Annotated in this window: 20 protein-coding genes; 14 read left to right on the top strand and 6 right to left on the bottom strand. The window is 43.8% G+C overall.

The window, feature by feature from the left end; translation table 11 throughout:
- Positions 1 to 377: 377 nt before the first annotated feature.
- From hrpA to I6L24_RS13170, 6 genes are all read left to right on the top strand, one after another.
- Positions 378 to 4,232: an ATP-dependent RNA helicase HrpA gene (gene hrpA, locus I6L24_RS13195; RefSeq protein ID WP_216986171.1), complete on the top strand. Its 3,855-nt coding sequence runs from the start codon at positions 378 to 380 to the stop codon at positions 4,230 to 4,232.
- Between the two features lie 30 nt (positions 4,233 to 4,262).
- Positions 4,263 to 5,372, top strand: a complete 1,110-nt coding sequence (locus tag I6L24_RS13190) for a beta-ketoacyl-ACP synthase III (RefSeq protein ID WP_004278914.1) — start codon at positions 4,263 to 4,265, stop codon at positions 5,370 to 5,372.
- Between the two features lie 26 nt (positions 5,373 to 5,398).
- Positions 5,399 to 6,151, top strand: a complete 753-nt coding sequence (locus I6L24_RS13185) for a 1-acyl-sn-glycerol-3-phosphate acyltransferase (protein ID WP_004278913.1) — start codon at positions 5,399 to 5,401, stop codon at positions 6,149 to 6,151.
- A gap of 196 nt (positions 6,152 to 6,347) precedes the next feature.
- Positions 6,348 to 8,354, top strand: a complete 2,007-nt coding sequence (locus I6L24_RS13180; protein WP_216986170.1) for a hypothetical protein — start codon at positions 6,348 to 6,350, stop codon at positions 8,352 to 8,354.
- A gap of 90 nt (positions 8,355 to 8,444) precedes the next feature.
- Positions 8,445 to 10,160, top strand: a complete 1,716-nt coding sequence (locus tag I6L24_RS13175) for an AAA family ATPase (RefSeq protein ID WP_216986169.1) — start codon at positions 8,445 to 8,447, stop codon at positions 10,158 to 10,160.
- A gap of 30 nt (positions 10,161 to 10,190) precedes the next feature.
- Entirely contained in the window at positions 10,191 to 10,517 is a 327-nt protein-coding gene (locus tag I6L24_RS13170) for a gamma-glutamylcyclotransferase family protein (RefSeq protein WP_071851983.1), read from the top strand.
- Between the two features lie 260 nt (positions 10,518 to 10,777).
- Here I6L24_RS13170 and I6L24_RS13165 read toward each other — a convergent pair whose 3' ends face one another.
- On the bottom strand, positions 10,778 to 11,230 hold the full coding sequence (locus tag I6L24_RS13165; RefSeq protein ID WP_004645490.1) for a DUF441 domain-containing protein: 453 nt from the start codon (positions 11,228 to 11,230) through the stop codon (positions 10,778 to 10,780).
- Between the two features lie 140 nt (positions 11,231 to 11,370).
- On the opposite strand from I6L24_RS13165, the gene I6L24_RS13160 reads away from it, so the two are divergent.
- Complete coding sequence (locus I6L24_RS13160) at positions 11,371 to 12,078, top strand: pseudouridine synthase (protein ID WP_004645489.1); 708 nt, start codon at positions 11,371 to 11,373, stop codon at positions 12,076 to 12,078.
- A 42-nt stretch (positions 12,079 to 12,120) separates the two neighbouring features.
- On the opposite strand, the gene I6L24_RS13155 is transcribed toward I6L24_RS13160, so the two are convergent.
- The 3 genes from I6L24_RS13155 to I6L24_RS13145 form a co-directional block, all read right to left on the bottom strand.
- Entirely contained in the window at positions 12,121 to 12,564 is a 444-nt protein-coding gene (locus tag I6L24_RS13155) for a GNAT family N-acetyltransferase (RefSeq protein WP_005106546.1), read from the bottom strand.
- 97 nt (positions 12,565 to 12,661) lie between these two features.
- Complete coding sequence (locus tag I6L24_RS13150; protein ID WP_005106547.1) at positions 12,662 to 13,009, bottom strand: type II toxin-antitoxin system RelB/DinJ family antitoxin; 348 nt, start codon at positions 13,007 to 13,009, stop codon at positions 12,662 to 12,664.
- A gap of 114 nt (positions 13,010 to 13,123) precedes the next feature.
- Complete coding sequence (locus I6L24_RS13145) at positions 13,124 to 14,032, bottom strand: pseudouridine synthase (protein ID WP_216986168.1); 909 nt, start codon at positions 14,030 to 14,032, stop codon at positions 13,124 to 13,126.
- A gap of 126 nt (positions 14,033 to 14,158) precedes the next feature.
- On the opposite strand from I6L24_RS13145, the gene tsaE reads away from it, so the two are divergent.
- The 4 genes from tsaE to hfq all read left to right on the top strand — a co-directional run bounded on the left by tsaE (position 14,159) and on the right by hfq (position 18,168).
- Positions 14,159 to 14,638 (top strand): tRNA (adenosine(37)-N6)-threonylcarbamoyltransferase complex ATPase subunit type 1 TsaE, encoded by a 480-nt coding sequence (tsaE, locus tag I6L24_RS13140; protein WP_216986633.1) that lies wholly within the window; start codon positions 14,159 to 14,161, stop codon positions 14,636 to 14,638.
- On the top strand, positions 14,628 to 16,595 hold the full coding sequence (mutL, locus tag I6L24_RS13135; protein WP_216986167.1) for a DNA mismatch repair endonuclease MutL: 1,968 nt from the start codon (positions 14,628 to 14,630) through the stop codon (positions 16,593 to 16,595). Before tsaE ends, mutL begins: the two co-directional genes overlap by 11 nt.
- Positions 16,596 to 16,601: 6 nt before the next feature.
- The gene (gene miaA, locus I6L24_RS13130) at positions 16,602 to 17,546 is read left to right on the top strand and encodes a tRNA (adenosine(37)-N6)-dimethylallyltransferase MiaA (protein WP_004645483.1); all 945 of its coding nucleotides are present in this window, start codon (positions 16,602 to 16,604) and stop codon (positions 17,544 to 17,546) included.
- Positions 17,547 to 17,637: 91 nt separating this feature from the next.
- Positions 17,638 to 18,168, top strand: coding sequence for an RNA chaperone Hfq (hfq, locus tag I6L24_RS13125; RefSeq protein ID WP_216986166.1), 531 nt, complete (start codon positions 17,638 to 17,640; stop codon positions 18,166 to 18,168).
- A gap of 121 nt (positions 18,169 to 18,289) precedes the next feature.
- Here hfq and I6L24_RS13120 read toward each other — a convergent pair whose 3' ends face one another.
- Both I6L24_RS13120 and I6L24_RS13115 read right to left on the bottom strand, forming a co-directional pair.
- Positions 18,290 to 19,597, bottom strand: a complete 1,308-nt coding sequence (locus tag I6L24_RS13120) for a peptidylprolyl isomerase (RefSeq protein ID WP_216986165.1) — start codon at positions 19,595 to 19,597, stop codon at positions 18,290 to 18,292.
- The gene (locus tag I6L24_RS13115) at positions 19,597 to 22,050 is read right to left on the bottom strand and encodes an LPS-assembly protein LptD (protein ID WP_004645480.1); all 2,454 of its coding nucleotides are present in this window, start codon (positions 22,048 to 22,050) and stop codon (positions 19,597 to 19,599) included. The genes I6L24_RS13120 and I6L24_RS13115 overlap by 1 nt, the downstream gene beginning before the upstream one ends.
- A gap of 121 nt (positions 22,051 to 22,171) precedes the next feature.
- On the opposite strand from I6L24_RS13115, the gene I6L24_RS13110 reads away from it, so the two are divergent.
- From I6L24_RS13110 to rsmG, 3 genes are all read left to right on the top strand, one after another.
- Positions 22,172 to 23,185 (top strand): aminoglycoside phosphotransferase family protein, encoded by a 1,014-nt coding sequence (locus I6L24_RS13110; RefSeq protein WP_216986164.1) that lies wholly within the window; start codon positions 22,172 to 22,174, stop codon positions 23,183 to 23,185.
- Entirely contained in the window at positions 23,186 to 23,875 is a 690-nt protein-coding gene (gene murU / locus I6L24_RS13105; RefSeq protein WP_005247326.1) for an N-acetylmuramate alpha-1-phosphate uridylyltransferase MurU, read from the top strand. It abuts the gene before it with no gap.
- A gap of 85 nt (positions 23,876 to 23,960) precedes the next feature.
- On the top strand, positions 23,961 to 24,593 hold the full coding sequence (gene rsmG, locus I6L24_RS13100) for a 16S rRNA (guanine(527)-N(7))-methyltransferase RsmG (protein WP_004645477.1): 633 nt from the start codon (positions 23,961 to 23,963) through the stop codon (positions 24,591 to 24,593).

Genomic DNA, 24,593 nt, shown 5'->3' with positions numbered 1-24,593 from the left:
AAAACGCGCCACTTTGGCAAAATCGCTTTGTTCATTGAGCAGCATCAAGATGATGGCCTGATGACAAAATTATCTCTTTTTCCTCGTGCTAGCAAACATGATGTTGAAACCAAAAAATTCAAGGGTCAATTCGGAAAAAAGCATAATTTCCACAAAATAATTTAAATATCAATTCCAAACTTGGACTTATGATTAAATCTAATCAGGGAAACTCATGCGTGTCATTTAGATATTTTGACAGGTTTATAGTGCGGAATTGAGAGAAATCAGGCAGCCAAAGCCAATTTGTCCGGCACTTAACAGAACTACGACTATCTGAAATCTAATGAACCAAGTAAAATAAACCTTTCCGGTTTTTTGATGTGGGTGTTTTCTCTGTGCAGAGTCATTTAAATGTAGATCAATGGATAATGGCGCGTGACCGTCACCGTTTAAATCGACTGAAAAAAGGGAAAGATGCAGATGCTAAGCAGTATCAGGAATTATTTGAAAAATCCAATCTGAAAGTACGGCAACGGCTTGAGCGTCTTCCGAACATCAAGCTAAATCAGGATCTGCCGGTAACCCAGTATGCTGACAAGCTGATTACCGCGATTCAAAAGCATCAGGTTATTATTGTAGCTGGTGAAACCGGTTCTGGTAAAACCACCCAGTTACCGCAAATTGCTATGCTGGCTGGACGTGGCCTGACCGGAATGATCGGACATACCCAGCCGCGTCGACTGGCAGCCCGCAGCGTATCACAGCGTATTGCCGAAGAAGTTGGCGAAAAACTCGGTGAATCAATTTCCTTTAAAGTACGTTTTACGGAACAGGGTTCACAAGACTCAATTGTGCGTTTGATGACTGACGGTATTTTACTGGCCGAACTGACGCATGACCGTTACCTGACCAAATATGACACGATTATTATTGATGAAGCGCATGAACGTTCGCTGAATATCGACTTCATTATGGGCTATCTGAAGCAGCTGTTGCCGCGTCGTCCCGATCTGAAAGTCATCATTACTTCAGCAACCCTGGATGTAAACCGTTTTAGCAGTTATTTCAATGGTGCGCCAATTTTTGAAGTGGAAGGCCGCAGCTTCCCAGTTGAGCTGCGTTATCGCCCGATCTCGGAAATGAGCATTGGCGGTAGTGATGATGATGAGTTTGATGATTTTGAAGAAAACCTGCCCCGTGCCGTAGTCAAAGCAGTTGAAGAATGCTTTCAGGATGCACAGGAAAAAGGCCATCCTGAACATGCCGACATCCTTATTTTTGCCAGTACTGAACAGGAAATTCGCGAGCTACAGGAAACCCTGATCAAACATGGGCCACGCCATACGGAAGTATTAACTTTATATGCGCGTCTAGCGCTGGCTGAACAGCAAAAAATCTTTAATCCTTCTGGTGGTGGGCGACGCATTATTATTGCCACCAACGTAGCAGAAACGGCTTTAACCGTTCCGAATATCCGTTATGTAATTGACAGCGGTTTTGCGCGTATTTCACGTTATAACTATCGTTCACGGGTGCAGCGTTTACCGATTGAAGCTGTTTCTCAGGCAGCCGCGAACCAGCGTAAAGGCCGTTGTGGCCGTATTGCGCCGGGTGTCTGTATACGCCTGTATTCTGAAGATGACTTCCTCAGCCGTCCTGAGTTTACCGAACCGGAGATCAAGCGAACCAACCTAGCATCGGTGATTTTACAGATGCAAAGTTTGGGGCTGGGTTCACTGGAAGACTTCGACTTTATTGAACCGCCAGATCACCGTCTGGTGAATGATGGGCGTAAGTTATTGATTGAGCTGGGGGCTTTATCCGAGAAAAAACTTGAGCTTACCAAAATCGGTTATCAAATGGCGAAAATGCCGATCGATCCACGTCTGGCCCGCATGATTCTTGGTGGTGCACATTTTGGCGTGCTGAATGAAGTGCTGGTGATTGTGGCAGCACTTGCAGTTCAGGACCCACGTGAACGTCCTGCGGATAAACAGATGCAGGCGGATCAGAAGCATGCATTATTCCGTGAAGCCGATTCTGATTTCCTGTTCTATATCAAGCTTTGGGAAACGCTACACAATAACCGCGATAGCATGAGCGAGAGTAAGCGCCGTACATTTGCACGAAATCATTTCCTGAGCTGGCTGCGTCTGCGTGAATGGAAGAAAACTCATGAGCAGCTGGTGGATTTGGCTAAGGGCTTAAAACTGTCATTTAATGAAAAGAAAGCCAGTTATGAGAATTTGCATCGTGCCTTGTTGACCGGTCTGTTATCGTTTATCGCCAACAAGACCGATGAGCGTAATGTCTTTATGGCAGTACGTCAGCAAAAAGCGCGGATTTTCCCGGCTTCTACCTTGCACAAGACCAATACGCCGTGGGTGATGGCCTTTGAAATGGTCGAAACCTCCCAGGTGTATTTACGTACCCTGGCCAAGATTGAACCGGAATGGATTCTGCTAGCCGCACGTGACCTGCTCAAGCATCATTATTTTGAACCGCACTGGTCGAAAAAAGCTGGTGTAGTGAATGCCTATGATCAGATTTCATTATTTGGTCTGATCATTGAGCCGAAACGCCCAATCAATTATGAAAAAGTTGATCAGGCAGCTGCACATGAAATCTTCTTGCGGGATGCTTTAACTACCGGTCATCTAGGGATTACTCCACCATTTTTAAAGCATAACTTGCTTAAACTGGAAGAAGTCGAGCGGGTAGAAGACAAGCTGCGCCGTCGTGATCTGGTTGTTGATGAAGAAACCATTTACCAGTTCTATGCTTCCAAAGTGCCGTCTGAAGTAGCCAGCCGTCGTACTTTTGAAGACTGGCGTGCCACGGTTGAGCCTCAACAGCCACGCTATTTATTTGTTGATGACGATGCGCTGTGGCTAAATGATCGTCCAACCACACAACAATTTCCGGACTATTTGCAGAATGGTAGCCTGCGTCTGGGGGCGACTTATCGCTTTGACCCGAGTCATGATGAGGATGGCGCGACAGTTAAAATTCCACTGCAAGCCTTGGCACAGGTCGATGAAGGTATCTGGTCATGGGGAATTCCCGGCTGGCGTCTGGAGCTAATTGAAGCATTGCTAAAAGCTTTGCCGAAGGATAAGCGCCGTAATCTGGTGCCGATTCCGGATACTGCACAAAAGCTCATGGCAAAAGTGGATGCGCAGGATTTACAGAAACATATTTTTAGTTTCTTGGCATTCCAGTTGCGTGGTGACCAAATCACTGAGAAAGATTTCAGTTTTGACCGGGTAGATCAATATCTGTTGCCATTTATCAAAGTTACTGATGAAAAAGGCCGTGTTATTGAGCAGGGGCGTGATCTGGCAGAGCTGAAAGCACGCTGCCGGACTGAAACGCATAGTCCGGTCAAACAGCTCAAAGGCGAATTTAAAACCTTCCCGGAAAGTTTTGTCTTTGAAGCTTCGCAAAAAGTCACCGGTGTCGTGGTCAAGCAGTATCAGGCGCTGGTTCCGACCAAAGCCTTCGCTGCGCTGGAGCAGAAAGATGAATCGGGTGTGGTGATTCAGACCTTTAATGATCAGGCTGAAGCGGTCAAAAAACATCGTGAAGGGGTGATCCGACTGGTGCATATGCAACTCGGAGACTTGACCCGTCAGTTGAAAAAACAGATATCGAAACCTTTGGCGCTGGCTTATTCACCACTCGGTGATAAGGCACAACTGGAACAAATGTTAGTTTATGCCACAATACACATGTCCATTAATGAGCTTCCTGTCAATGCGCAAGAGTTCCAAAAACTGGTTGAGGATGTAAAAAAATCTTTCTTGACTTATGGCCAAGTTGCCCTGAAAGAGATCACGGATATTTATATCCAGTGGCAGGAAATCCGCCGGAAATTATTGGTTTTAGATCATTCTGTGTTTGAAAAAAATATCAATGATATTGAAGATCAACTTGATTTAATGAGCCTTTCTGACTTTGTGTATCGTAAACCTTCCGATGTCTGGGTTGAATTTCCACGTTATTTGAAAGCCTTGATCTTGCGTTTAGAGCGCTTGCCCAATAATCTACAAAGGGACAATTCCGCCATTGACCAAATTGATCAATGGATGGAAAAATTATTTCAGTTTAAAGATGACCCTCGCCTGAAAGAATTGTATTTCATGGTCGAGGAGTTAAGAATCTCATTGTTTTCACAACCGATGAAAACAAAAGCACCCGTGTCTCCAACTCGCTTGCAAAAAGTATGGGATCGTCTTGGAATCAGTTAAGATATAGGTAATTCAGATAAGGAATTTTACATGGGCATCCGCATTACGGGTACGGGCTTATTCCATCCGGAACATGTCATCACCAATGAAGAATTAGTTGAAAGTTTAAATGCTTATGTGGAACTGTTTAATCACGAAAATGCTGACAAAATCGCTGCAGGCGAAGTTGAAGCACGTCGTGGTTCTAGTGCAGACTTTATTGAAAAAGCATCTGGCGTACAACGCCGTTATGTCGTAGAAAAATCAGGCATTCTTGATCCAAAACGCTTACGTCCTAATTTACGTGAACGTGCAGATGATGAAATTTCACTGCAAGCAGAATGGGGCGTAATCGCAGCCAAACAGGCGATGGAAAATGCCGGTGTGACTGCCGAAGACATTGATATCGTGATCTTGTCATGCTCGAATTTGCAACGTGCTTATCCTGCCGTAGCGATCGAGATTCAAACCGCTCTAGGTATCAAAGGCTATGCCTATGACATGAACGTGGCGTGTTCTGCAGCAACATTTGGTCTGAAACAGGCTTATGATGCGATCAAAGCAGGCGCGCGCCGTGTGTTATTGGTGAATGTAGAAATTACCTCTGCACATACCGATTTCCGTTCACGTGACTGTCACTTTATTTTTGGTGATGTGGCAACCGCTTCAATTATTGAAAATACTGACAGCAAAACCGGTTTTGAAATTCTAGATTCTGAGTTGTTTACCCAGTTCTCAAATAACATCCGCAATAACTTTGGTTTCTTGAATACTTCTGAAAATGCTGACATTGACGACAAACGTTTCCGTCAGGATGGTCGTAAGGTATTTAAAGAAGTCTGTCCATTGGTTGCGAAAATGATTACTGCGCAACTGGAAAAGAATCAGATTGAGCCGACAGGTGTTAAACGCTTCTGGTTACACCAGGCCAATGCCAGCATGAATGAACTGATCCTGAAACTGGTGGTTGGTAAAGAAAATGCCAAACCTGGTCTGGTACCGATCATTCTGAACGAGTTTGCCAACACGTCTTCTGCTGGGGTGATCATTGCCTTGCACCGTACTGCACATGAAGTTGAAGATGGTGAATATGGCGTGTTGTGCTCATTTGGTGCCGGTTATTCGGTAGGTTCGATTCTGGTCCAAAAGCGCGTGGCATAATTCGGGGTAGATAAGGAGCAGACAGCTTGCAGGTCAAACATGATGGGCAATGGATTAGACGCTTAAGTGCCTTATCTAAATTATATTTTACCCCTACCTTTTTAGGGGCAGAATATATTGATGCCAGTCGGCCTGCAATGTATGTCGGTAATCATTCCATGTACGGCATCTTTGATTCGCCGATGCTGATTGATTATCTCTATAACGAACATAAGGTGGCTGTGGTCAGTATTGCGGATCATAGCCATTTTTATGTACCGCTATGGCGTGAAGCCGTGAAAAAGTTTGGGGCAGTCGATGGCATCCAGCATTATGTACGTGCTGTGATGCAGCAGGGTTATTCTATTCTGGTCTTTCCGGGAGGTGGACGCGAAGTACTCAAACGTCAGGGTGAACAGTATCAACTGATCTGGAAGCAACGCTACGGATTTTTAAAGCTGGCTCAGGAATTCAACTATGATATTGTCCCTTTTGCTGCGCTTGGTGGGGATGAAGTCTATGAGATTGGCTTTGATGCCAATAAGATCATCCAGCATAAATATTTTCAAAAACTCCTCAAAGTACCACAACTCAATAAATTATTACGTCAGGGCGATGTGATTCCATCTTTGCCTAAACGATTATTCCCAAAACGCCTGCCATTTTATTTTCAGTTTATGCCGCGACAATCGATTGCTCAGGTTCAGACTCAGGAAGAGCTGATTGCATTTCGACACAGCTTGCAGCAACATATTTATACCGGCTTGGCCGAGCTTAAGGCGCTACGTCAGCAAGACTAAAAAAGAAAAATTCTTCCTGTAAAATCTAGGCTATGATCTATTGAGATGTTCTATTTTTAGGAAAAAGGATGCATGGACTTTTTTATAGTGCAAGTGATGCCATAATGTATTTTTAAGTGTTCACTGATTGGCGATCAAGGACTCAGCATGATCCAATATAAAAATAAGATGATTCTAAGATGACCGAGGTGTGCGTATGGAACAGGATAGCTTGGTAGCACCTTTAAGGTTGTTGGCACAACAATGTTTACGGATTTCTCCGGAGCTGAACCAGCTTTATCTTGATCAGATGGCGATGATTGGTCATCTGAATGCACAAAATTTAATAAAAATTCAGCAGGATCAACACCGGATTGAATTGGTGGATGGCCTGTTTCATATCCAGTTTCATGCTCCACGTGCACTAGACTCTGGAACTGCACCTGCTTTGCTAGACAGTCATTTTTATTTCCAGCAATGTAAGGCAGAAGCACTAGAGGAATTCTTTTTACAGGATATCTATTTCCTGACCGGCGATTTAAAACCACAGCATTCGCTGTATTTACGCGACAAAGCCAAACAGTTACGCCAACTTATCCTGACTCAGGTTTATGCGTGGGTCAATGGCCCGGAACGGGTGTTCGAATTTCTGCAGCAAATGTCGATTGTTCAGGCTGAAATTGTCGACCAGCAGTTGATCAAGGCCGGGTTGTATACAACACCCGTCATGCAAAACTTTATTCAGGATGAACAAGAGATTCCACAGCAGATTCTTGAAAGCTTGCAACAGGCTTTTTCTTTGGAGTGTCTACAGCAGGATGAATTCCTGTCGATCCAGTCATTGATGGACAGTCTGGATGAGTTCTGTTTTAGCGCCGCACAGTTTTTGCCTCCGGCGATGTTCCGGATTATGTTGCTGTCTTTTGAAGAGCGCTTTAATTTGCATGAACTGAATGATCACACCGATGATATCCGCTTGCTGTATCGGCATGCTGAGGAGCAGAGTAACCTGCTCGGTTTTGTCCGTCTGATGAACCGGGACGTGTGGCATCGGGATGATTTATTATCCAAACGGAATTTCCTGGAAAATCATCCGTATTTATGGCAGAAAAAAGTAGCCCGATTGCCACTTTTTGACTGTCATCGTGCCGTGAACTGGATCTTTAAGCAATCGGCCGAGGTACTGGACTGGATCAGTAATAATATCCAGCATAGCAGTGTGCGGGTCGCAGTAACGGCCCTAAGTTTTGTAGACAGCCATCATATTCATCCGCAGATTATTCTGGCGACCTTACAATATTTTCAATATGTCTCGGCGCGACTGTTTATTCATAGCATGCATGAATATGCGATGCAGCATGACTGGTTTCAGCACCAGCATAATCAGGCGGTGGTATTAAAAGGCACACGCCAATCGATCGAGGATCAGCGGATTGCGATTAGTCCGTCAATTCTGTATCTGGACGAATGGATGGAGCTGCTGCGCAATGTAGTCAAAATGGATGATCAGCTGACCAAAAAGGTTTACCTGAACTTGAGCCGGATGATGCAAGCTTATATGCAGCATTTATATAAAATTACGGCGCATTTACCCGATGAGGTTCTGGTGTATATTCAGCCTCAAAGTCAGCAGAACCGTGATTTTTATAATGTTCTGCACCGTTATCGCATTCCTTTTACTGAGTTCAGGCAGCTGTTTTATTTGCAAAGCGGGCATGTACGTGAGTCGCTTTTTGACAGTTATGTGCGTGACTATCTAGTAGAGTATTTTTCCAGTCATACAGAAATACCGAAAAACCTGAGCTGGACCAGTTTGTTTAATCAGGCGGTCGTCTGGCATGATCAGATTCAAAAGCAGGAAATGATCGCCAAGCTGAAAAAACAGTTTGCACTGGTGAACTGGACACCAATCACTCAGGTTTCATTTTTACTGTATTTCAACTGGCGTTTTGAAGAGCTTAAAACTTTGGAGCGGATTTTAGAGGAATCTAAAATTTTCAGGAACTGTCTGGCGGCAAGCTATGCCCAGCAAATTGTGGAAGGGCAGTATGTGGCCTTTCGCATGTCTCATCCGGCTGTGCGCCTACCCTTGATCTTGGGGTGTCAATTGGTGAATGGGCAGGTGATTTTTGATCAGCTGGAATATCCGAACAACCAGAAAGCAGAAGCTGAATACAGCAATATCGCCATGCATTTTATTAACTGGCTCAACTTGCAGGCCTGACAGTTCAATACAGCTTGTTTTCCTCCATGACGCTTAACTTTTCCGCTAAAAATCGTTAGGCTATAGCCGTTCTTTTACGGTATTGCTCTTATGAAACAGGAAACTGCCCTTAAGTTACTCAAAGCAGGAGAAAATGTCTTTTTAACCGGTTCTGCCGGTGCAGGAAAAACCTATACGCTGAATCAATATATTAATTATTTAAAGGCACGTAAGGTCGCCGTTGCCATTACTGCATCTACTGGTATTGCAGCCACACATATGAACGGTATGACCATTCATACCTGGGCAGGCATTGGTATTAAAGACTTTTTGTCTGAAGAAGACTTAAAGCGGATGAAAGAGCGCAAATACTTAAAAGAACATCTGGAAAATGCCCAAGTCCTGATTATTGATGAAATTTCCATGTTGCATGCCAAGCAGCTGAATCTGGTGAATCAGGTGCTGAAATATTTCAAAGACAGCGATGAAGCCTTTGGCGGTATTCAGGTGATTGTGGCGGGTGACTTTTTCCAGTTGCCACCAGTTGGTAAAAATGATGAGCGCAACCGCGACAAATTCTGCTTTATGTCAGATGCGTGGGTTGAAGCCAAGTTTCGCGTCTGTTACCTGACCGAGCAGCATCGTCAGGGCAATGATTATCTGAATGACATCCTGAACGCGATTCGTGCACAGGCGATTAGCCATGAACATCGTACGGCTTTACAGGCAACCCGACATCAAGAAATCGGCGATACCTATACGCGCCTGTATACGCATAATATGGATGTAGACATTATTAACTTTAAGCATCTAAATGAAATTGACAATGATCCGCGTCAGTTTGATGCGCAGTGCGATGGCAATGAAAAGCTGATCGAAACCTTAAAATCGTCAGTGCGAGCGCCTGAAGCTTTAACCCTGAAAAAACATGCCAAAGTCATGTTTGTAAAAAACAACTTTGATATGGGTTATATCAATGGCAGTCTGGGCGAAGTCATCAGTTTTGAAGAGGATGATGAATATGGTGTGCTGCCTAAAGTCAAATTGACCGATGGTACTACACTGGTGGTTGAGCCTGAAACCTGGTCGGTAGACAATGAGGCCGGTAAAACCATTGCCAGTTTCCAGCAGATTCCATTGCGTCTGGCTTGGGCAATTACCATTCATAAATCACAAGGCATGACCCTGGAAGCTGCTGAGATTGATCTGAGTCATACCTTTGAAAAAGGCCAGGGCTATGTCGCCTTGTCCCGTTTAAAAAGCTTAAATGGCTTACGTTTAAAAGGCTTTAATGAACAGGCTTTGGAGCTCGATAGTCTGGCGATTAAAGCCGATCGCCGTTTTCAGGAACTTTCTGATGAAGCCGAAGCGAATTTTGAAAATGTCGATTTGACGGCACAGCATAAGGCCTTTATCCGACATTGTGGCGGGACTTTGAATGAAGTTGAAATCCAGCGCAATGAGAAGAAAATTTCCAAGAATGGGGGTAAGCAAAGCTATGCCGCTGCAACGCTAGACGAAACGCGTGAACTGTTTGAAGAAGGTTATGAAATTGCCGATATCGCGACTGAACGTGGTTTGACCCCGGCAACCATCATCAATCATTTGGGGCGTTTGCATAAAGAGCAGGGGCTGGATATCTCGCTGGCACATCCGGGTGAAGAGGTCGTGGAGCAGGTGCGCAAGATTTATAAACGCTTGACCAAGCGTCAAAATTCGGAACATTTTAATGATGACGGTTCTATTAAGCTGCGTCCGATTGTGGAATTGACTACGCCTAAAATGGCTTATGACCAGGTGCGTCTAGCACTACTATTTGTAGAGTAATCATCAAAATGATGTTTAAGAGTTCTTAAGATGCACAGTTTATTCGTATACGGCACGCTTCGTCCGCAGCAACCCAATGCCCATGTGATGGAACGGATTGGGGGAAGCTGGAAAGCCGGTTATATTCGTGGGCATTTGCAGCAGCGCGGTTGGGGTGCTGAGCTGGGTAGCCCGGGTATTCAGCTCAGTGATTCGGGAGAGACTGTTACCGGTTATGTATTCATATCCGAGAATCTCCCTAAATATTGGAATGAGCTGGATGTATTTGAAGGCGATGAATATCAACGTATTCCGGTTAAAGTATATTTGGAAAATGGTCAGATGGTAGAAAGTTTGGTCTATGCTTTGAAAGATTAGACTGGTAGGTGTCATTTATTGAATTTCTGATTTTTATCAGGTCACCGCTTTTAAAAATCATTCACTTTCCTTTGCTTGAATTTTGAAAGATCGAATTAATAAATATTCCGTTGATTTGATAGTATCTTCTGAGCAAGCCTGAAGCACTGCTTTAAAGCTTAGCGCAAGATAATCAATGGGTGATCTGCATATTTCCGGTCATGTGATGTATTTTTGAGAAATTTTTGCGTACTGGTGATGCGTGCTGATGATTTGTACATTTATTGTGTACTAATCAATAACGATAAAATCCCAGCCGCAATTAAAGGACCGACTGGAACACCGCGTAATACTGCTACACCAGCCACTGTGCCTAATAACAGTCCGGCCACCACATCTGGCTGATTTGACATCAGCTTCACTCCACGTCCGCCCAGCCAAGCAACAAAAACCCCAATCGCGATTGCCAGCAAAGACTTCCAGCTCAGGAAAGATTTGAGAATACTTTCTCCTGAAATTTTGCCACTGGCAATCGGTGTCAGAACACCAATGGTCAGAATAATAATGCCGATATTTAAACCATGCGCCTGTACATAAGGCAATAAACTGCTGAGAGGCGTGATTTTCAAAACGATTAACACCGCTGCAGCAATGGTGACGGCGCTATTGTGACTGAAAATACCGCAAGCCAGTAAAACCAAAAGAACAATCAGATTCAGATCAAGTTGCGACATAAGCGGGAGAGAAAGAATGAAAAATAAAGCTATTGTAGAGCTTTTCAACGCATGATACCTAGAAAACAGCGGAAGAGACCAAATTCATGACTGTTTCAGGATAGAATGCACAGGTCTTCACTCGATACAGGTATAAACAGATGCTATTGGAAAAAATGTTGCAGTCACAAGGTTTCGGCTCCCGCAAGCATTGTCAGCAACTGATTAAAAATGGTGCTGTTTCAATTCAAGATGAAGTGGTTGACAATCCTAAATATAACCTGGATTTAAATCATTTAAATTTCGAGGTTTATGGTAAAAGTCATACCTATCGGGAAAAAGTTTATATCGCCTTAAACAAACCACAAGGCTACGAGTGTTCGCATCAGGCGACGCATCATTTTAGTGTGTTTGACCTGTTTGATGACATTTTGCTGAATCGGGGGATTCAGTGTGTAGGCCGTCTGGATCAGGATACCACCGGACTATTATTGCTGACCGATGATGGACAGTTTCTGCAAGCGCTCACCCATCCGAAAAAGCATGTCGCCAAAGTTTATCAGATGCAAACTGCGGATGCCGTCACGGATGAACAGATTCAGCAACTAGAACAAGGTGTTGAATTAAGAAATGAAAAAGGCATTTTTTCAGCTACCGAAGTGACACGATTGGCTGAAAATCGTCTGCAAATGACCATTCATCAAGGCGTCTATCATCAGGTGAAGCGTATGCTGGCTGCAGTAGGTAATAAAGTTGAACAGCTACATCGTGCACAGATTGGTGCTTTGGCCTTGCCTGAACTGGCTGAAGGAGAATGGTTGTATTTAAATGCAGAACAGGTGGCGCAGGCCAAATTCCGCTCAGAATAATAAATTTTTTATTCGCTTGAAATGTGATGAAAAGATTAGGACTTACTTCAGGAAACAGTGATAAGTCTGAAATTCATCATCCTTGATAAATCCCATAGATTCATACAATTTATGCGATTGATAATTATTTTTTTGGGTTTCCAGGGTGATTCTTAAGGCCTGTTCATGTTTGGCAAATAAAATCGCGGTATCAATCAGTTGTTTGGCTGCGCCCTGACGCCGAAAAACCGGGGTGATATAGACATCATCCAGAATATAATAGGTCGAGCAGGCCACTGAAGAAAAACCCAGATACAGGATAATAAAGCCGGTAAAAGTATCATCTTTGGTATTAATAAAAATAACAGTCTGCCCATCTTCAAAACGCTGTTTTAAAAATTGATAAGAGAGTTCAGGATTGGAAGACGTACCATAAAACTGTCGATATTCATCAAATAATATCGCCAGCTGATTCAGGTCTGCTGACTGGGCGCGTCGTACGAGCATTGCATACTCCATGCTAATTTTTTATTGATTATCAGCATCAAGCATAGCGAAGTTTATGAGTGGCAGGCTTTAGAAATTGTTCGGAAATGCAACAATGTTAAATTTTGTCGCTTTCACCCAAAATGGCATTCAGTTCTTCAAATAAATCAAGATGATCATCATCCAATGCAATTTCCTGCTCATCCAATAGATTCAGGGCAGAACTGGAAAGCGCATTTTGCTCGGTTTTAGCTTCATTTTGTTTCAGCTTGCGCAGTCGGATCAGCTGTTCCAGATTGATATTCTGGTTTTCAATCGAGAAGGGGATCGATTTGGTAATCACCACCTGCTTGAAAAAAAGACGCACGGCCTGAGCTGGCGTAATCCCCAATTGCTTAAATACCGCAAAGGCTTGTTTCTTCTCTTGCGAGTCCAAGCGAATTTGATAAACTTCAGTTTTTCTCATAATATTTTTAAAGCTTTAAATTACTTAACTTTTCGCCTTTATTCTAATCAATTACGTTTGAAATTCAATCTTAAAGCGACCGATTTTAGAAAATAATCTGTAATGACAAGCGATTTACAGTGTCAATTCAAGTTGCGAGCTGAAATTCATGCTTTTCTGCGTGATCGGATCGATGAATTGAATATGTTTGGCCAATAAACTTAAAGGGGCAGAAAAATCATCTTCCGCCTTGTGTGCTACCTGTGGATAAAAGGGATCGTGCTGAATCGGAATACCCAGATGATTCAAGTGCACCCGTAATTGATGCTGCTTGCCAGTATGCGGTTTCAACTCGTATTTAGCCCATTCTGTGTTGTGTTCCAGCAGGTCAATCGCTGTCTCGCTATTTGGCGTTCCGTCTAGCACGTGCATGGTATAAAAAGGCTGTCCCTTTTCCATTCTTAATCGCGTGATCAATGGAAATTTTAAATCAGGTTGATAAGCTGCAATCGCATGATAAGTCTTCTGCACTTGACGTGTAGCAAACATCTGCTGATATAGGCCACGCGATTCCACGCATTTGGAAATTAGGACCACACCTGCCGTTTCACGATCCAACCGGTGAATAGGCGTTAAATGTTCATTACCGGTTTGCTTTTTAAGACGAACCAATAGAGTTTCCTGCACATATTGTCCGGTCGGGCTCATGGTCAAAAAATGCGGTTTATCGACCACCATGAAATGCTCATTTTCAAATAAAATCTGATGTTGAAAAGGAACATGCACTTCATGTGCCAAAAAGCGGTAATAAAAACAGTGGCTATTGGGCTGAAATGGGCTATCTGTTGATAATTGATTGCCCTGAGCATCATAGACCAGACCCTCGTTGAAACGGGACTGCCATTCATCTGCTGTAATATGCGCAAATTGCGCGCATAAATAAGCAAGAACTGTCAGGGGTATATCCGGACTGGCTGGCAAAAACACTTTACTGGCACTGACCCCATTCAGCATAGGCGGGTTAAAATCAACAGTTGGTTGCATGGCAGGCAGATTAACCTCTTAAGGGACAGATGCTGTGAAAAAATACAGTTTCTCACACAGGTGAATAGGCTTTTAAAGCGTGGCGATGCTATCATATTTATTCTTTTGCATCATGTCGTGAGTAATATGCCTTATTCATTTAATGTCACTTTAAATTATGAAGACGATACCCAAAAACTGGCCAAGGTTCTGGCGGAAAATTTCCCTGCGGGAGTCGTATATCTGATTGGTGACCTGGGGGCAGGAAAAACGACGTTAACGCGTTATTATTTGCAACAGCTGGGTCATAAAGGTTCAGTGAAAAGTCCAACTTATACACTGGTCGAACCCTATCAAATTAATGGTCAGGATATTTTTCATTTTGACCTGTATCGTCTGAATGATCCGTATGAACTGGAACTGATGGGAATCCGGGATTATCTGGAAACACCGAATGCGCTATTTTTATTTGAATGGCCATCCAAAGGTGGCGATGAAATTCCGCAAGCTGACCTGATTATTGAAATTTTAAAATCTGAAGATGAACTTACTCGTACTGCAAGTCTGATTTCATCGAATCTTGCCTTACGAGAGGCTCTGGAGCGTCAATTCTCACATGTCGAATGATTTAAGTCTGCGCCGTATTCGTGCCCTTGATCCTGCACTTGCCAACCAGATTGCCGCAGGTGAGGTGATTGAACGTCCGGCCTCTGTGGTCAAGGAATTACTGGAAAACTCGATTGATGCGGGTGCTACAGAACTGATCATTCGGGTCGAACAGGGCGGTAGTACTTTAATTGAAATCATCGACAATGGACGCGGAATTCATGCTGAAGATCTGGCTTTGGCCGTGATGCGCCATGCCACCAGCAAGATCCAGAGCGCTGATGAACTGTATGCGATTAGCAGTCTGGGCTTTCGTGGCGAAGCCCTGGCGTCGATTGCAGCGGTTTCACGCCTGACCATGATCAGCAGTCAAAGTGACGAGGGCATCGGTTATCAGGTCGAAGTCAATGGCACGGCTTTTGATCATCAGGAAATTCAAGCGGTCGCGGCTTCAAAAGGGACGCATATCCGGGTTCAGGATTTATTTTTTAATGTGCCTGCGCGGCGTAAATTCCTGAAAAAACCGGGCACTGAATTTGGTCATATCGAAGAAATCGTGCGCCGTATGGCGTTAACGCATTTTGATATCCGTTTTGTGCTAGAACATAATGAAAGCATCAAACTGAATTTACCTGTGGCAGATAGCGGGGCTTTACGCTTTCAGCGGGTACAGCAATTGCTTGGCCGCCAGTTTACTGAAAATGCCTACTGGATGGATGCAGACAGTATCAACATGCGTTTGTCTGGCTGGCTTGGTCATCCTTCAGATGCACGTGCACAGGCGGATTTACAATATGTCTATGTGAATGGCCGGATTGTCAAAGACAAAACTATTTCCCATGCGTTGCGTATGGCCTATGACGGTATTTTGCATGGTCATCAGCATGCGGCCTATTTACTGTTTTTGGAAGTTGATCCTGAAAATGTGGATGTAAACGTCCATCCGACCAAGCATGAAATTCGCTTCCTGAATCAACGTGAAGTACATGAGTTTGTGCGGCATTATGCCAAGGAAACGCTGGCACAATTCCAGACTGCGACTGCGGATCTGGCCGAGGCGATGAAACAGGATCAACAGCCTAATTTTGTGGCGCCACAACCACGCTATCAGGAGCAGTTTAGCCTGCATCAGGCTGCGCATTCGCAGCAACAGGTAGCTAGAACGACATCTACTGCAGATGAAAACGAAGCTTCGGATGTACTGACCGATTTTGAATCTTCACATCCACAAGCTGTGAATTATGCCCGAGACTACAGTACATCCTATGCAGGTTCGCAGCAGCTAAATAATGCCCTGAAAAGTTATCTGGCTCCACTGAGAGAAAGTTTGGAAACCGAAGCATTCAGCCCTGAGCAGTCTTTTCAGACACATGTAAACACCAAAGTGGATGAACATCCCTTGGGTATTGCAATTGCCCAGTTACATGGCATCTATATTCTGGCGCAAAATACCGAAGGTCTGATTATTGTCGATATGCATGCGGCGCATGAACGTATCGTTTTGCAGCAAATGAAATCGGCCTGGGATAAACCTGAATTCTGGACGTCACAGCAACTGCTGATTCCAAAGGTCGTAAACATTAGCCGGATGCAGGCCATGCGTGTCGAAGAGCTGAAAGAGCAACTCGCACGTTTGGGTCTGGAAATTGATCAGTATGGTGATGAGCAAGTCATTGTACGTGGTGTGCCGGCTATTCTACACAAGGCAGATTTTGATGCCCTGATTCCTGAATTATTGAATGATTTAGATCCGGGTGATCAGGCACAAAGTCTATTGCAGAAGCGTGACCAGATTTTGGCAGGCATGGCCTGTCATGGTGCAGTACGAGCGCATCGTATCCTGAGTCTGTCGGAAATGAATGCTTTATTGCGTCAGATGGAACAAACCGAATTTGCCAGTCAATGTAATCATGGCCGCCCAACTTGGCGCGCCTTTCCATTGGCTCAACTAGATAAACTTTTTGCTCGAGGAGAGTAGTTTTACATGTCCAATCAATTGCCGGTCATCAATTTAATGGGGCCAACTGCAAGTGGTAAAACCGCTTTGGCATGTGAACTGTATGAGCAAGGGGGATTTGAGCTGATTTCGGTCGATTCTGCACTGGTTTATCGGGAAATGGACATTGGTACAGCCAAACCTTCTAAAGAGGAACTGGCGCGCTATCCGCATCATCTGATTGATATTATTAGTCCACTTGAAGTGTATTCTGCAGCCAACTTTGTCGAAGATGCTTGCCGCCTGATTGATGATATTCATGTGCGTGGTAAAACCCCGATTCTGGTTGGCGGAACCATGCTGTATTTTAAGGCCTTGCTTGAAGGTTTGTCAGATAACCTACCAAGTGCAGACTATGCTATCCGGGCAGAGATTGAAGCCAAGGGTGAGCAGGAGGGCTGGGAAGCGGTTTATGCAGAATTATGTGCAGTCGATCCGATTGCCGGTGAAAAATTCAAGGTTAGCGACAAGCAGCGCATTATTCGAGCCTTGGAAGTTTTTAAATTGACTGGTGAGCCGATTACAAAACTACAGGCAGAACAACCTAAAAACTTACCATATCGTTACAGTTTCCATAATTATGCACTGATGCCAGATCGGTTAGAATTACATGGGCGTATTGAACAACGTCTGGAAATTATGTGGAAAAGCGGTTTTTTAAATGAAGTTGTGAATTTAATTGAAAAATACGATTTTAATGAAAATTTACCTTCCATGCGTTCAGTGGGTTATCGTCAGGCTATGGAATTCTTAAAAAATGCTGATAAAACCAAGGAAAAGCAACGGGAAATGGAGGATAAAGCTTTATTTGCGACACGACAACTTGCAAAACGTCAATATACGTGGTTAAGGTCTTTGCAAGAAAAGCATAAATTTACAACATATTTTACGCTACAGCAGGCTCAAGAAGACTTGCGAAACTGTCACGGATAAAGCAAAATTTAGGGACTATCTTTTTTATAATTTTTAATTGAAAAATAGAGATAGTTTTTGCGCTGATTTTTAATTTTTTTGGAGTTATAACATGTCTAAAGGTCAAACTTTACAAGATCCATTCTTGAATTCTCTCCGTAAGGAACGTATCCCAGTATCTATCTTCCTGGTAAACGGTATTAAATTACAAGGTCATATCGAATCTTTTGACCAATATGTGGTTTTATTAAAAAATACAGTAAGCCAAATGGTGTATAAGCATGCAATTTCAACTGTAGTACCTGCACGTAATCCACGTCCTGCTGGCGCGCCTGCTGGTCCACAAGGTGCGGGCTTCGGTGGTCAAGGTGCTGCAGGTGGCTTTGGTGGCGGTCAAGGTGCTGGTGGCTTCGGTGGTCAAGGCGGCGGCTTCGGTGGTCAAGGCGGCGGCTTCGGTGGTCAAGGTGGCTTCGGCGGTCAAGGCGCTGGCTTCGGTGGTCAAGGTGGCTTCGGTGGTCAAGGCGCTGGCTTCGGCGGTCAAGGCGGCTTCGGTGGTCAAGGTGCTGGCTTTGGCGGTCAAGGCGCTGGCTTTGACAACGACACTAAATTTGAAGACTCTTCAGACGATGAAAACAATCGTTAATCGAGTTTGAGAATTGAAAAAAACCTCTCTATATGAGAGGTTTTTTTAGATCTGTAAGTTTTAAGTTTTTTAAATAAAAAGCCAACGAGATGTCGTTGGCTTTTTAGGATTATGGTAAGGCTTAACGGTTATGTTTAGGATCCAGTTGAGGATCTTTGATTTCTACATAAGCATTATTGCGCGTTTCACGTAACCAGCTATCTAATTCGGCATCAAATTGACGTTCACCAAGCAATTGGCGAGCCATACGTTCCTGATATTCCTGTGTCATATCTTGTTGGCGTGTTTCACTCACTTGCAGAATATGCCAGCCAAACTGGGATTGAAATGGTTTACTGAACTGACCTACTGGGGTGCTTTTCATCTGCTGTTCAAATTCAGGTACCATTACCCCTGGGCTAACCCAGCCAAGACTTCCGCCATCACGAGCCGAGCCAGTATCATTGGAGAACGTTGAAGCTAAAACAGTAAAATCTTCACCTTGTTTGAGGCGGTTATACAGACTATCAATCATTTGTTTGGCATTTTCAGGACTGACCACTTCAGACGGTTGAATCAGAATGTGTCGTGTTAAATATTGAGGAACAAGGGCTTTCTGTTCCCCACCTTTACGTTCCAAGAGCTTCAGAACATGTACACCATCAGCGACAGGAATCAGTTCAGAAGTTTGACCTGGTTGCAGGGTGGTCACGCGTGCAGCCAGTTCTGCTGGAATTTCTGACAGGTTTCTCACACCCATATCAGCAGCTTCGACTTTAACGCCGCCAGTGCTGTACTTTTTGCTGATCGCCTGAATGTCATTGCTGCTATTTAATTCTTGCTTTACCTTTGTTGCAATTTGTTCAGCATTTTCACCGCTTACCCGTAAATGCAGTACATGGACCTGACTGCCAAGCAAAGCTTGACCTTGCGGGGTATTTAGGAAGTTTTTAACATCTTGATCTGTAATTTGAATACGTGAAGTCACGATTTGTTGACGTAAACGATTCAGTGCTAAATCTTCAGCGATACGGTTACGTAAAGAAGCATAGGTATTGGGCGCCATGGCATCCAGTTTCTGCTGGAATGCTTCCAGACTCGGTGAACCAGAATCACGGGCAACTTTCAGGACGGCTTCATTTAAAGCTTTTTCATCTGGACGAATATTATAACGTTTAACTTGTTCAAGCTGTGCCTGACGAATAATCAGTTGCTCTAAAGCTTGTTGCTCAAGATATTGTTGTGGTGGAACTGCCTTTTTCTGTTTTTGCAGCTGATGTGAGATTTCGGCTACACCTTGAGCCAGGTCACTACGTAGAATGATACTATTGTCGACTACAGCTACAACTTCATCTTTAGGTTGGGCAACAGCAAAAGTCGTCATCGCTGAAGAAAGGCATAGCGCAAGTGCGGTTGCTTTAAAAATTTGTTTTAACTGTTTTGTCTTCATTAACGTTCTGTCCAAGTTTGATTGATATTGTTAAAACCTAGAATACGATTTTCTAGTAATGAGGTGAGTTTGCTGCTTAACCCACCTAAGCCTTTCAGGCTGACCTCGGCCATAATGGCGCGTTTGGCTTTGACGCTTGAATCATTAACGTCGTCTAAGTCATTGTAATATGAGCGACCGTAAACAGAAACTCCCCAACAGCATGACTCATAGTTCACGCCAAGTAAATATTCCCGTGCGACACTATTGTCGAGGTCAAACTGGGCATGTCCAACCAGACGCCAGTTGTTGGCAATCGGCTGGATAAATGAACCCACCACATGATCATAGCTCTTTTGACGGTTCGGAATATCTTTGCGATAGAAATAGCCTAGGTTATAAAGATTGCCTTGCTCACCGGTATAATAAACCTGCAAATCTCGTTGGGCATTCGATCCATTCGACATCCAGCTTGAGTTCAGATTAACGTGAACATTATTTGACAGCTGGCTGGTCAGTTGAATTACAGGGCCAGTATGACTTTCACGGTCGAATTCATCTGCATCATTTTCCAACGTTACACGGCGATCTTCAAAGAAAAAGCTCTGTCCAACGCTGGCACGCAGGCGCTCCAGACCTTCTTCATTAAATAGGCTATAGCTCAGACCTAAGGAGGCAAAGTTATTGTCTTCCAGGCGGTCATTACCATAAAAGCGACGCGCACTGAAAAGTTGATCATAATTAATCGAAGCGACGACTGAATCAAAGTTTGGCTGATTCTGCTGGTTCTCATAAGGTGAATACGCATAGAACAGACGAGGCGTTAAGGTCTGTAAATACGTACCTTCTTTTTCAAAAATTAAGCCGGTGTCCAGCGTGAATTGTGGCACCACAATTGAATTATTTTCACTAGACGCGCTACGGCTTTGGGTTTTTTCATCATAGAAAGTATTGATGTTGCGTACAGTCGCCTGAGGAATGAAGAATGACCACGGGGTAAAATGATTATAACGCACGGAAAAGTCATTATAGATCCGTGTACCACTCGGTTGATATACCTTCTCACCCGTTGGATCAGTATCAGCGAAATTTCTCAGATCCTTCTGGAAATATGCTGTGTCGTTATTAAACTCAAGCTGTAATCCCAATGGATTGCCAGTTTTGTAATTGACTAAAAGCTGCGGCAGACGTGCATAAGGACGATCTTCATCCAGTACGGTTGGATCTAGGGTTTGGAAGTCTTCGACTTTGAATTGTGCCTTTAAGCCAGGAATACCATTTTTATAATTGACTTCCCAGGCACGGCGTAAGTTCAGGTCAGTTTTAGAGTTCGGGTTATTATCCAGATCGGCAAAGTAATCTTTGTCTGAAGCGTAGTTATATTCAAGGTTGGTTGATAGTTGATTATTGATCTGCCAGTTATGTAAGAAATGCAGGCTTTTACGGTCTTCATCGCTATAGCTTTCATCGGAAGGTAAATAACCTCCCCAAATACGGCCTTCACCATAATTTTCAGTCAGATAGCGAAACTCACCGTCTAACATCGTACCACGATCGCCAATATAACGCGGCGTAATCGTCGCATCATATTGCGGCGCTAAATTCAGGTAAACCGGAACACCCAGTTCCAGACCACCATCATTGGTAAAGCCAAATGTCGGCGTCAGAATACCGGTAGTGCGGCGGTCATCAATCGGGAAGTTGAAATAGGGAACTGCCAAGACCGGAACATCTTTAACATATAGCTTGGTATTGCGGGTTTCACCACGTCCAGTTTCCTGGTTCAGCTTGATCTTTTCTGCCTGGATTTTCCAGGTTGGTTTTTGCTCAGGTGGACAGGTGGTATAGGTCGCATTTTCCAGTTCTACCGTCTCGGTCGAGGTTCTGGCGATCTTTTCTGCCCGACCATGCGCATGTTGCTGCTCGGCAATATAGAAGCTGTTATTTAGGTCGCCTTCTTGGGTCTTTAAATTATAATTAATATCATCACTTTGTGAGAGCAGGCCACCCTGAGCAAGTTGTACCCGACCTTCTGCTTTGGCATAGGTCTGGGTTTGATCAATCGTTACGCGTTCAGCACGAATCTGGCGACCTTGCTGGTCAATGATGACATTGCCTTCTAAATAAGAGTCACCTGCTGGATTGTAGTGTCCATAATCTGCAGTAATGGTAGATGTAGCCTGATCTGGCGCAACGGTTGCTGCATCTGGGGCAATCGGGGTCACCCAGGTGCCTTCACAATAAGCCGAACTTAAGTATTTTTCCTGCCGCTGCTGTGCTTCAGCTGAGGATTTGTCGACATAGTATTGCGAAAAGAATGCTTCACCTGGATAGGTCTCATTTATGCGCTGTTTGAGTTGTTCTGCATTTACATCGGACGAGACATTTGATGCAGCATAGCCGGAGGCTGAGCTGCCACATAAAAGGGTTAAGATCGCAGTCGCTAGAGGATTTATTTTAAAGTGATGCTTCATTTGTCTCATTAACCAATCATGCTTTTATCGCAATTAATTATTGTCGCATCATAGAGAAAAAGTTGATAAGTAGCTACACTTAGCACTTTAAAAACTCAGCCTGTATTAGAATTAATTGCAAATGAATACACAACGCGAACAATTGATACAATCTTGGATTGCCTCTGTACTCGGTTCAGATCAATTTGAAACTCATTTTTTAGCAGGTGATGCCAGCTTCCGTCGTTATGCACGAATCAAACTGAATAATAAAACATTTATGCTGATGGATGCACCACCAGAAAAAGAAGATTGTGTGCCTTTTGTGACGATAGATGAGTTTTTTGATGCACATGGCGTGCGTGTTCCGCATATCGTGGCAAAAGACCTGGAAAATGGCTTTTTACTGCTCGAAGACTTTGGTGATGTGCTGCTGTCGAATCTCCTGAATGACGAGACTGTAGATGCCTATTATGAGCAAAGCTTTAAGCAGCTCATTCAACTACAATCGATTGCTGGAGAAGGGCATTTCCCGGCATATTCTTATGAAAAACTGATCTCGGAAATGGAATTGCTGACTGACTGGATGTTACCAGCGTTAAAGGTTCAACTGACTGAATCAGAAAGCGCCTTGATCAAACGCACTTTTGCGATTCTGGCCAATACCGCTTTGGCACAACCTCAGGTAATTGTACATCGGGACTTTCATAGCCGTAACCTGATGAAAATCGACAATGAAACCGAACTCGGTGTGATTGATTTTCAGGATGCAGTCATTGGTGCTGATACCTATGACCTGATTTCGATTACCCGTGATGCTTATGTGCAGTGGAATGCCGACCGTGTGTATCGCTGGTTCAAAAATTTCTATGAGTTATTGCCAGCATCTGTTAAAGAAAACCGTGACTTTGAACAGTTTAAAAAAGATGCCGACATGATGGCAATTCAGCGTCATATCAAGATCCTCGGTATTTTTGTGCGTCTGTTTGAACGTGATGGCAAGTCGGGTTATCTCAAAGATTTACCACGTGTGATGTGGTATCTGCTTGAAGAGTCTAAGGCTTATATAGAACTAGAGCCATTCATGCAGTTCATTCATGAAAAAGTGATGCCTGCCTTTGAAGCAAAATATGGTTCATACGAGGTAGCGGCCTAAATGAAAGCGATGATTTTGGCCGCAGGACTCGGCAATCGTATGCGCCCATTAACTTTGCATACCCCCAAGCCTTTGCTTGAGGTAGGTGGCAAACCGCTTATCGTCTGGCATATTGAAAAACTGGCTGCGATCGGTGTTACTGAAATTGTCATCAATACGGCTTGGCTCGGTGAAAAACTCGCAGAAGCTTTGGGCGATGGTTCACGATTTGGCATTAACATCCTTTGGTCACATGAGGGTGAAGGTCTGGAAACCGCTGGTGGAATCATTAATGCCTTGCCGCTACTCGGTGATGAACCTTTTATTCTGTTAAATGGTGATGTCTGGACCACGATGGATTTTGCACCTTTACTGGATATTGATCTAAAGGATAATTTGGCGCATCTCGTACTTGTGCAGAACCCTGAACAACACCCAGAGGGTGATTTCACGCTTGCAGAAGGTAAAGCTTATACCTTTGATCAGCAAGTCGGAGGTGAGAACCTGACTTTTAGTGGTGTATCCGTACTTGATCCGAAGATGTTCCAAGTCTTAGAGACTGGCAAACGTCCTTTGGCTCCGTTGCTAAAAGCAGCAATGCAGAATCAGCAGGTTGCAGCTTCTAAACTGGCAGGCATTTGGGTTGACGTAGGAACCCCAGAGCGTTTAACGGCACTGGATACGGCGATCCGTGAAGGGAAGTTTGCTTAAGTGAATATTCGCTAAGCACTGCCTACTGTGCCAATATAGAGAAAACGGTATACTTCCACCTAACTTTTTCGAGCGTAGATTGTTTATGCACATGTTTTTTCAAGAACTAAAGCAGGGTAGCCAGGCTTTGGGTTTAGAGCTATCTGATGAGGCTTTAAATTTATTACTCAAGTATCAGGATGCTTTGGTGCTGTGGAACAAAGCATATAATCTGACTGCAATCCGTGATCCTAAGGAAATGCTGGTCAAGCATCTGCTCGACAGTCTGAGCATTCTGAAAGATCTGCCAGCGGGCAGATTGCTGGATATCGGCACAGGTGGTGGTATGCCGGGCATGATCATTGCTTTATGTCAGCCTGAGCGTGAATGTGTATTACTGGATTCTAACGGTAAAAAAATTCGTTTCCTTAAGCAGTTTATTGCTGACTTAAAACTCAAAAATGTCATTGCCGTGCAAACGCGTGTTGAAAATGAAGACAGCATCAATGAGCTGGGTCAATTTGATGTGATTACCAGTCGTGCCTTTGCATCATTAACAGACTTTGTTGATGCTTCTAAGCCATATATGCATGAGCAAACAATTATTGCCTCAATGAAAGGCTTAATTCCTGAAGATGAAGTTGCTACTTTAAAAAATGAATTTAGTTGTGAGATTATTGAACTTAAAGTTCCGCGCTTAGACGAACAGCGTCATTTACTTCTATTAAAACGTATTTAA

Origin of the sequence: Acinetobacter lwoffii, from assembly GCF_019048525.1 — a bacterium.
Classification (GTDB): Bacteria; Pseudomonadota; Gammaproteobacteria; order Pseudomonadales; family Moraxellaceae; genus Acinetobacter; species Acinetobacter lwoffii_K.
This window is presented reverse-complemented; position numbering and strand designations above follow the sequence as displayed.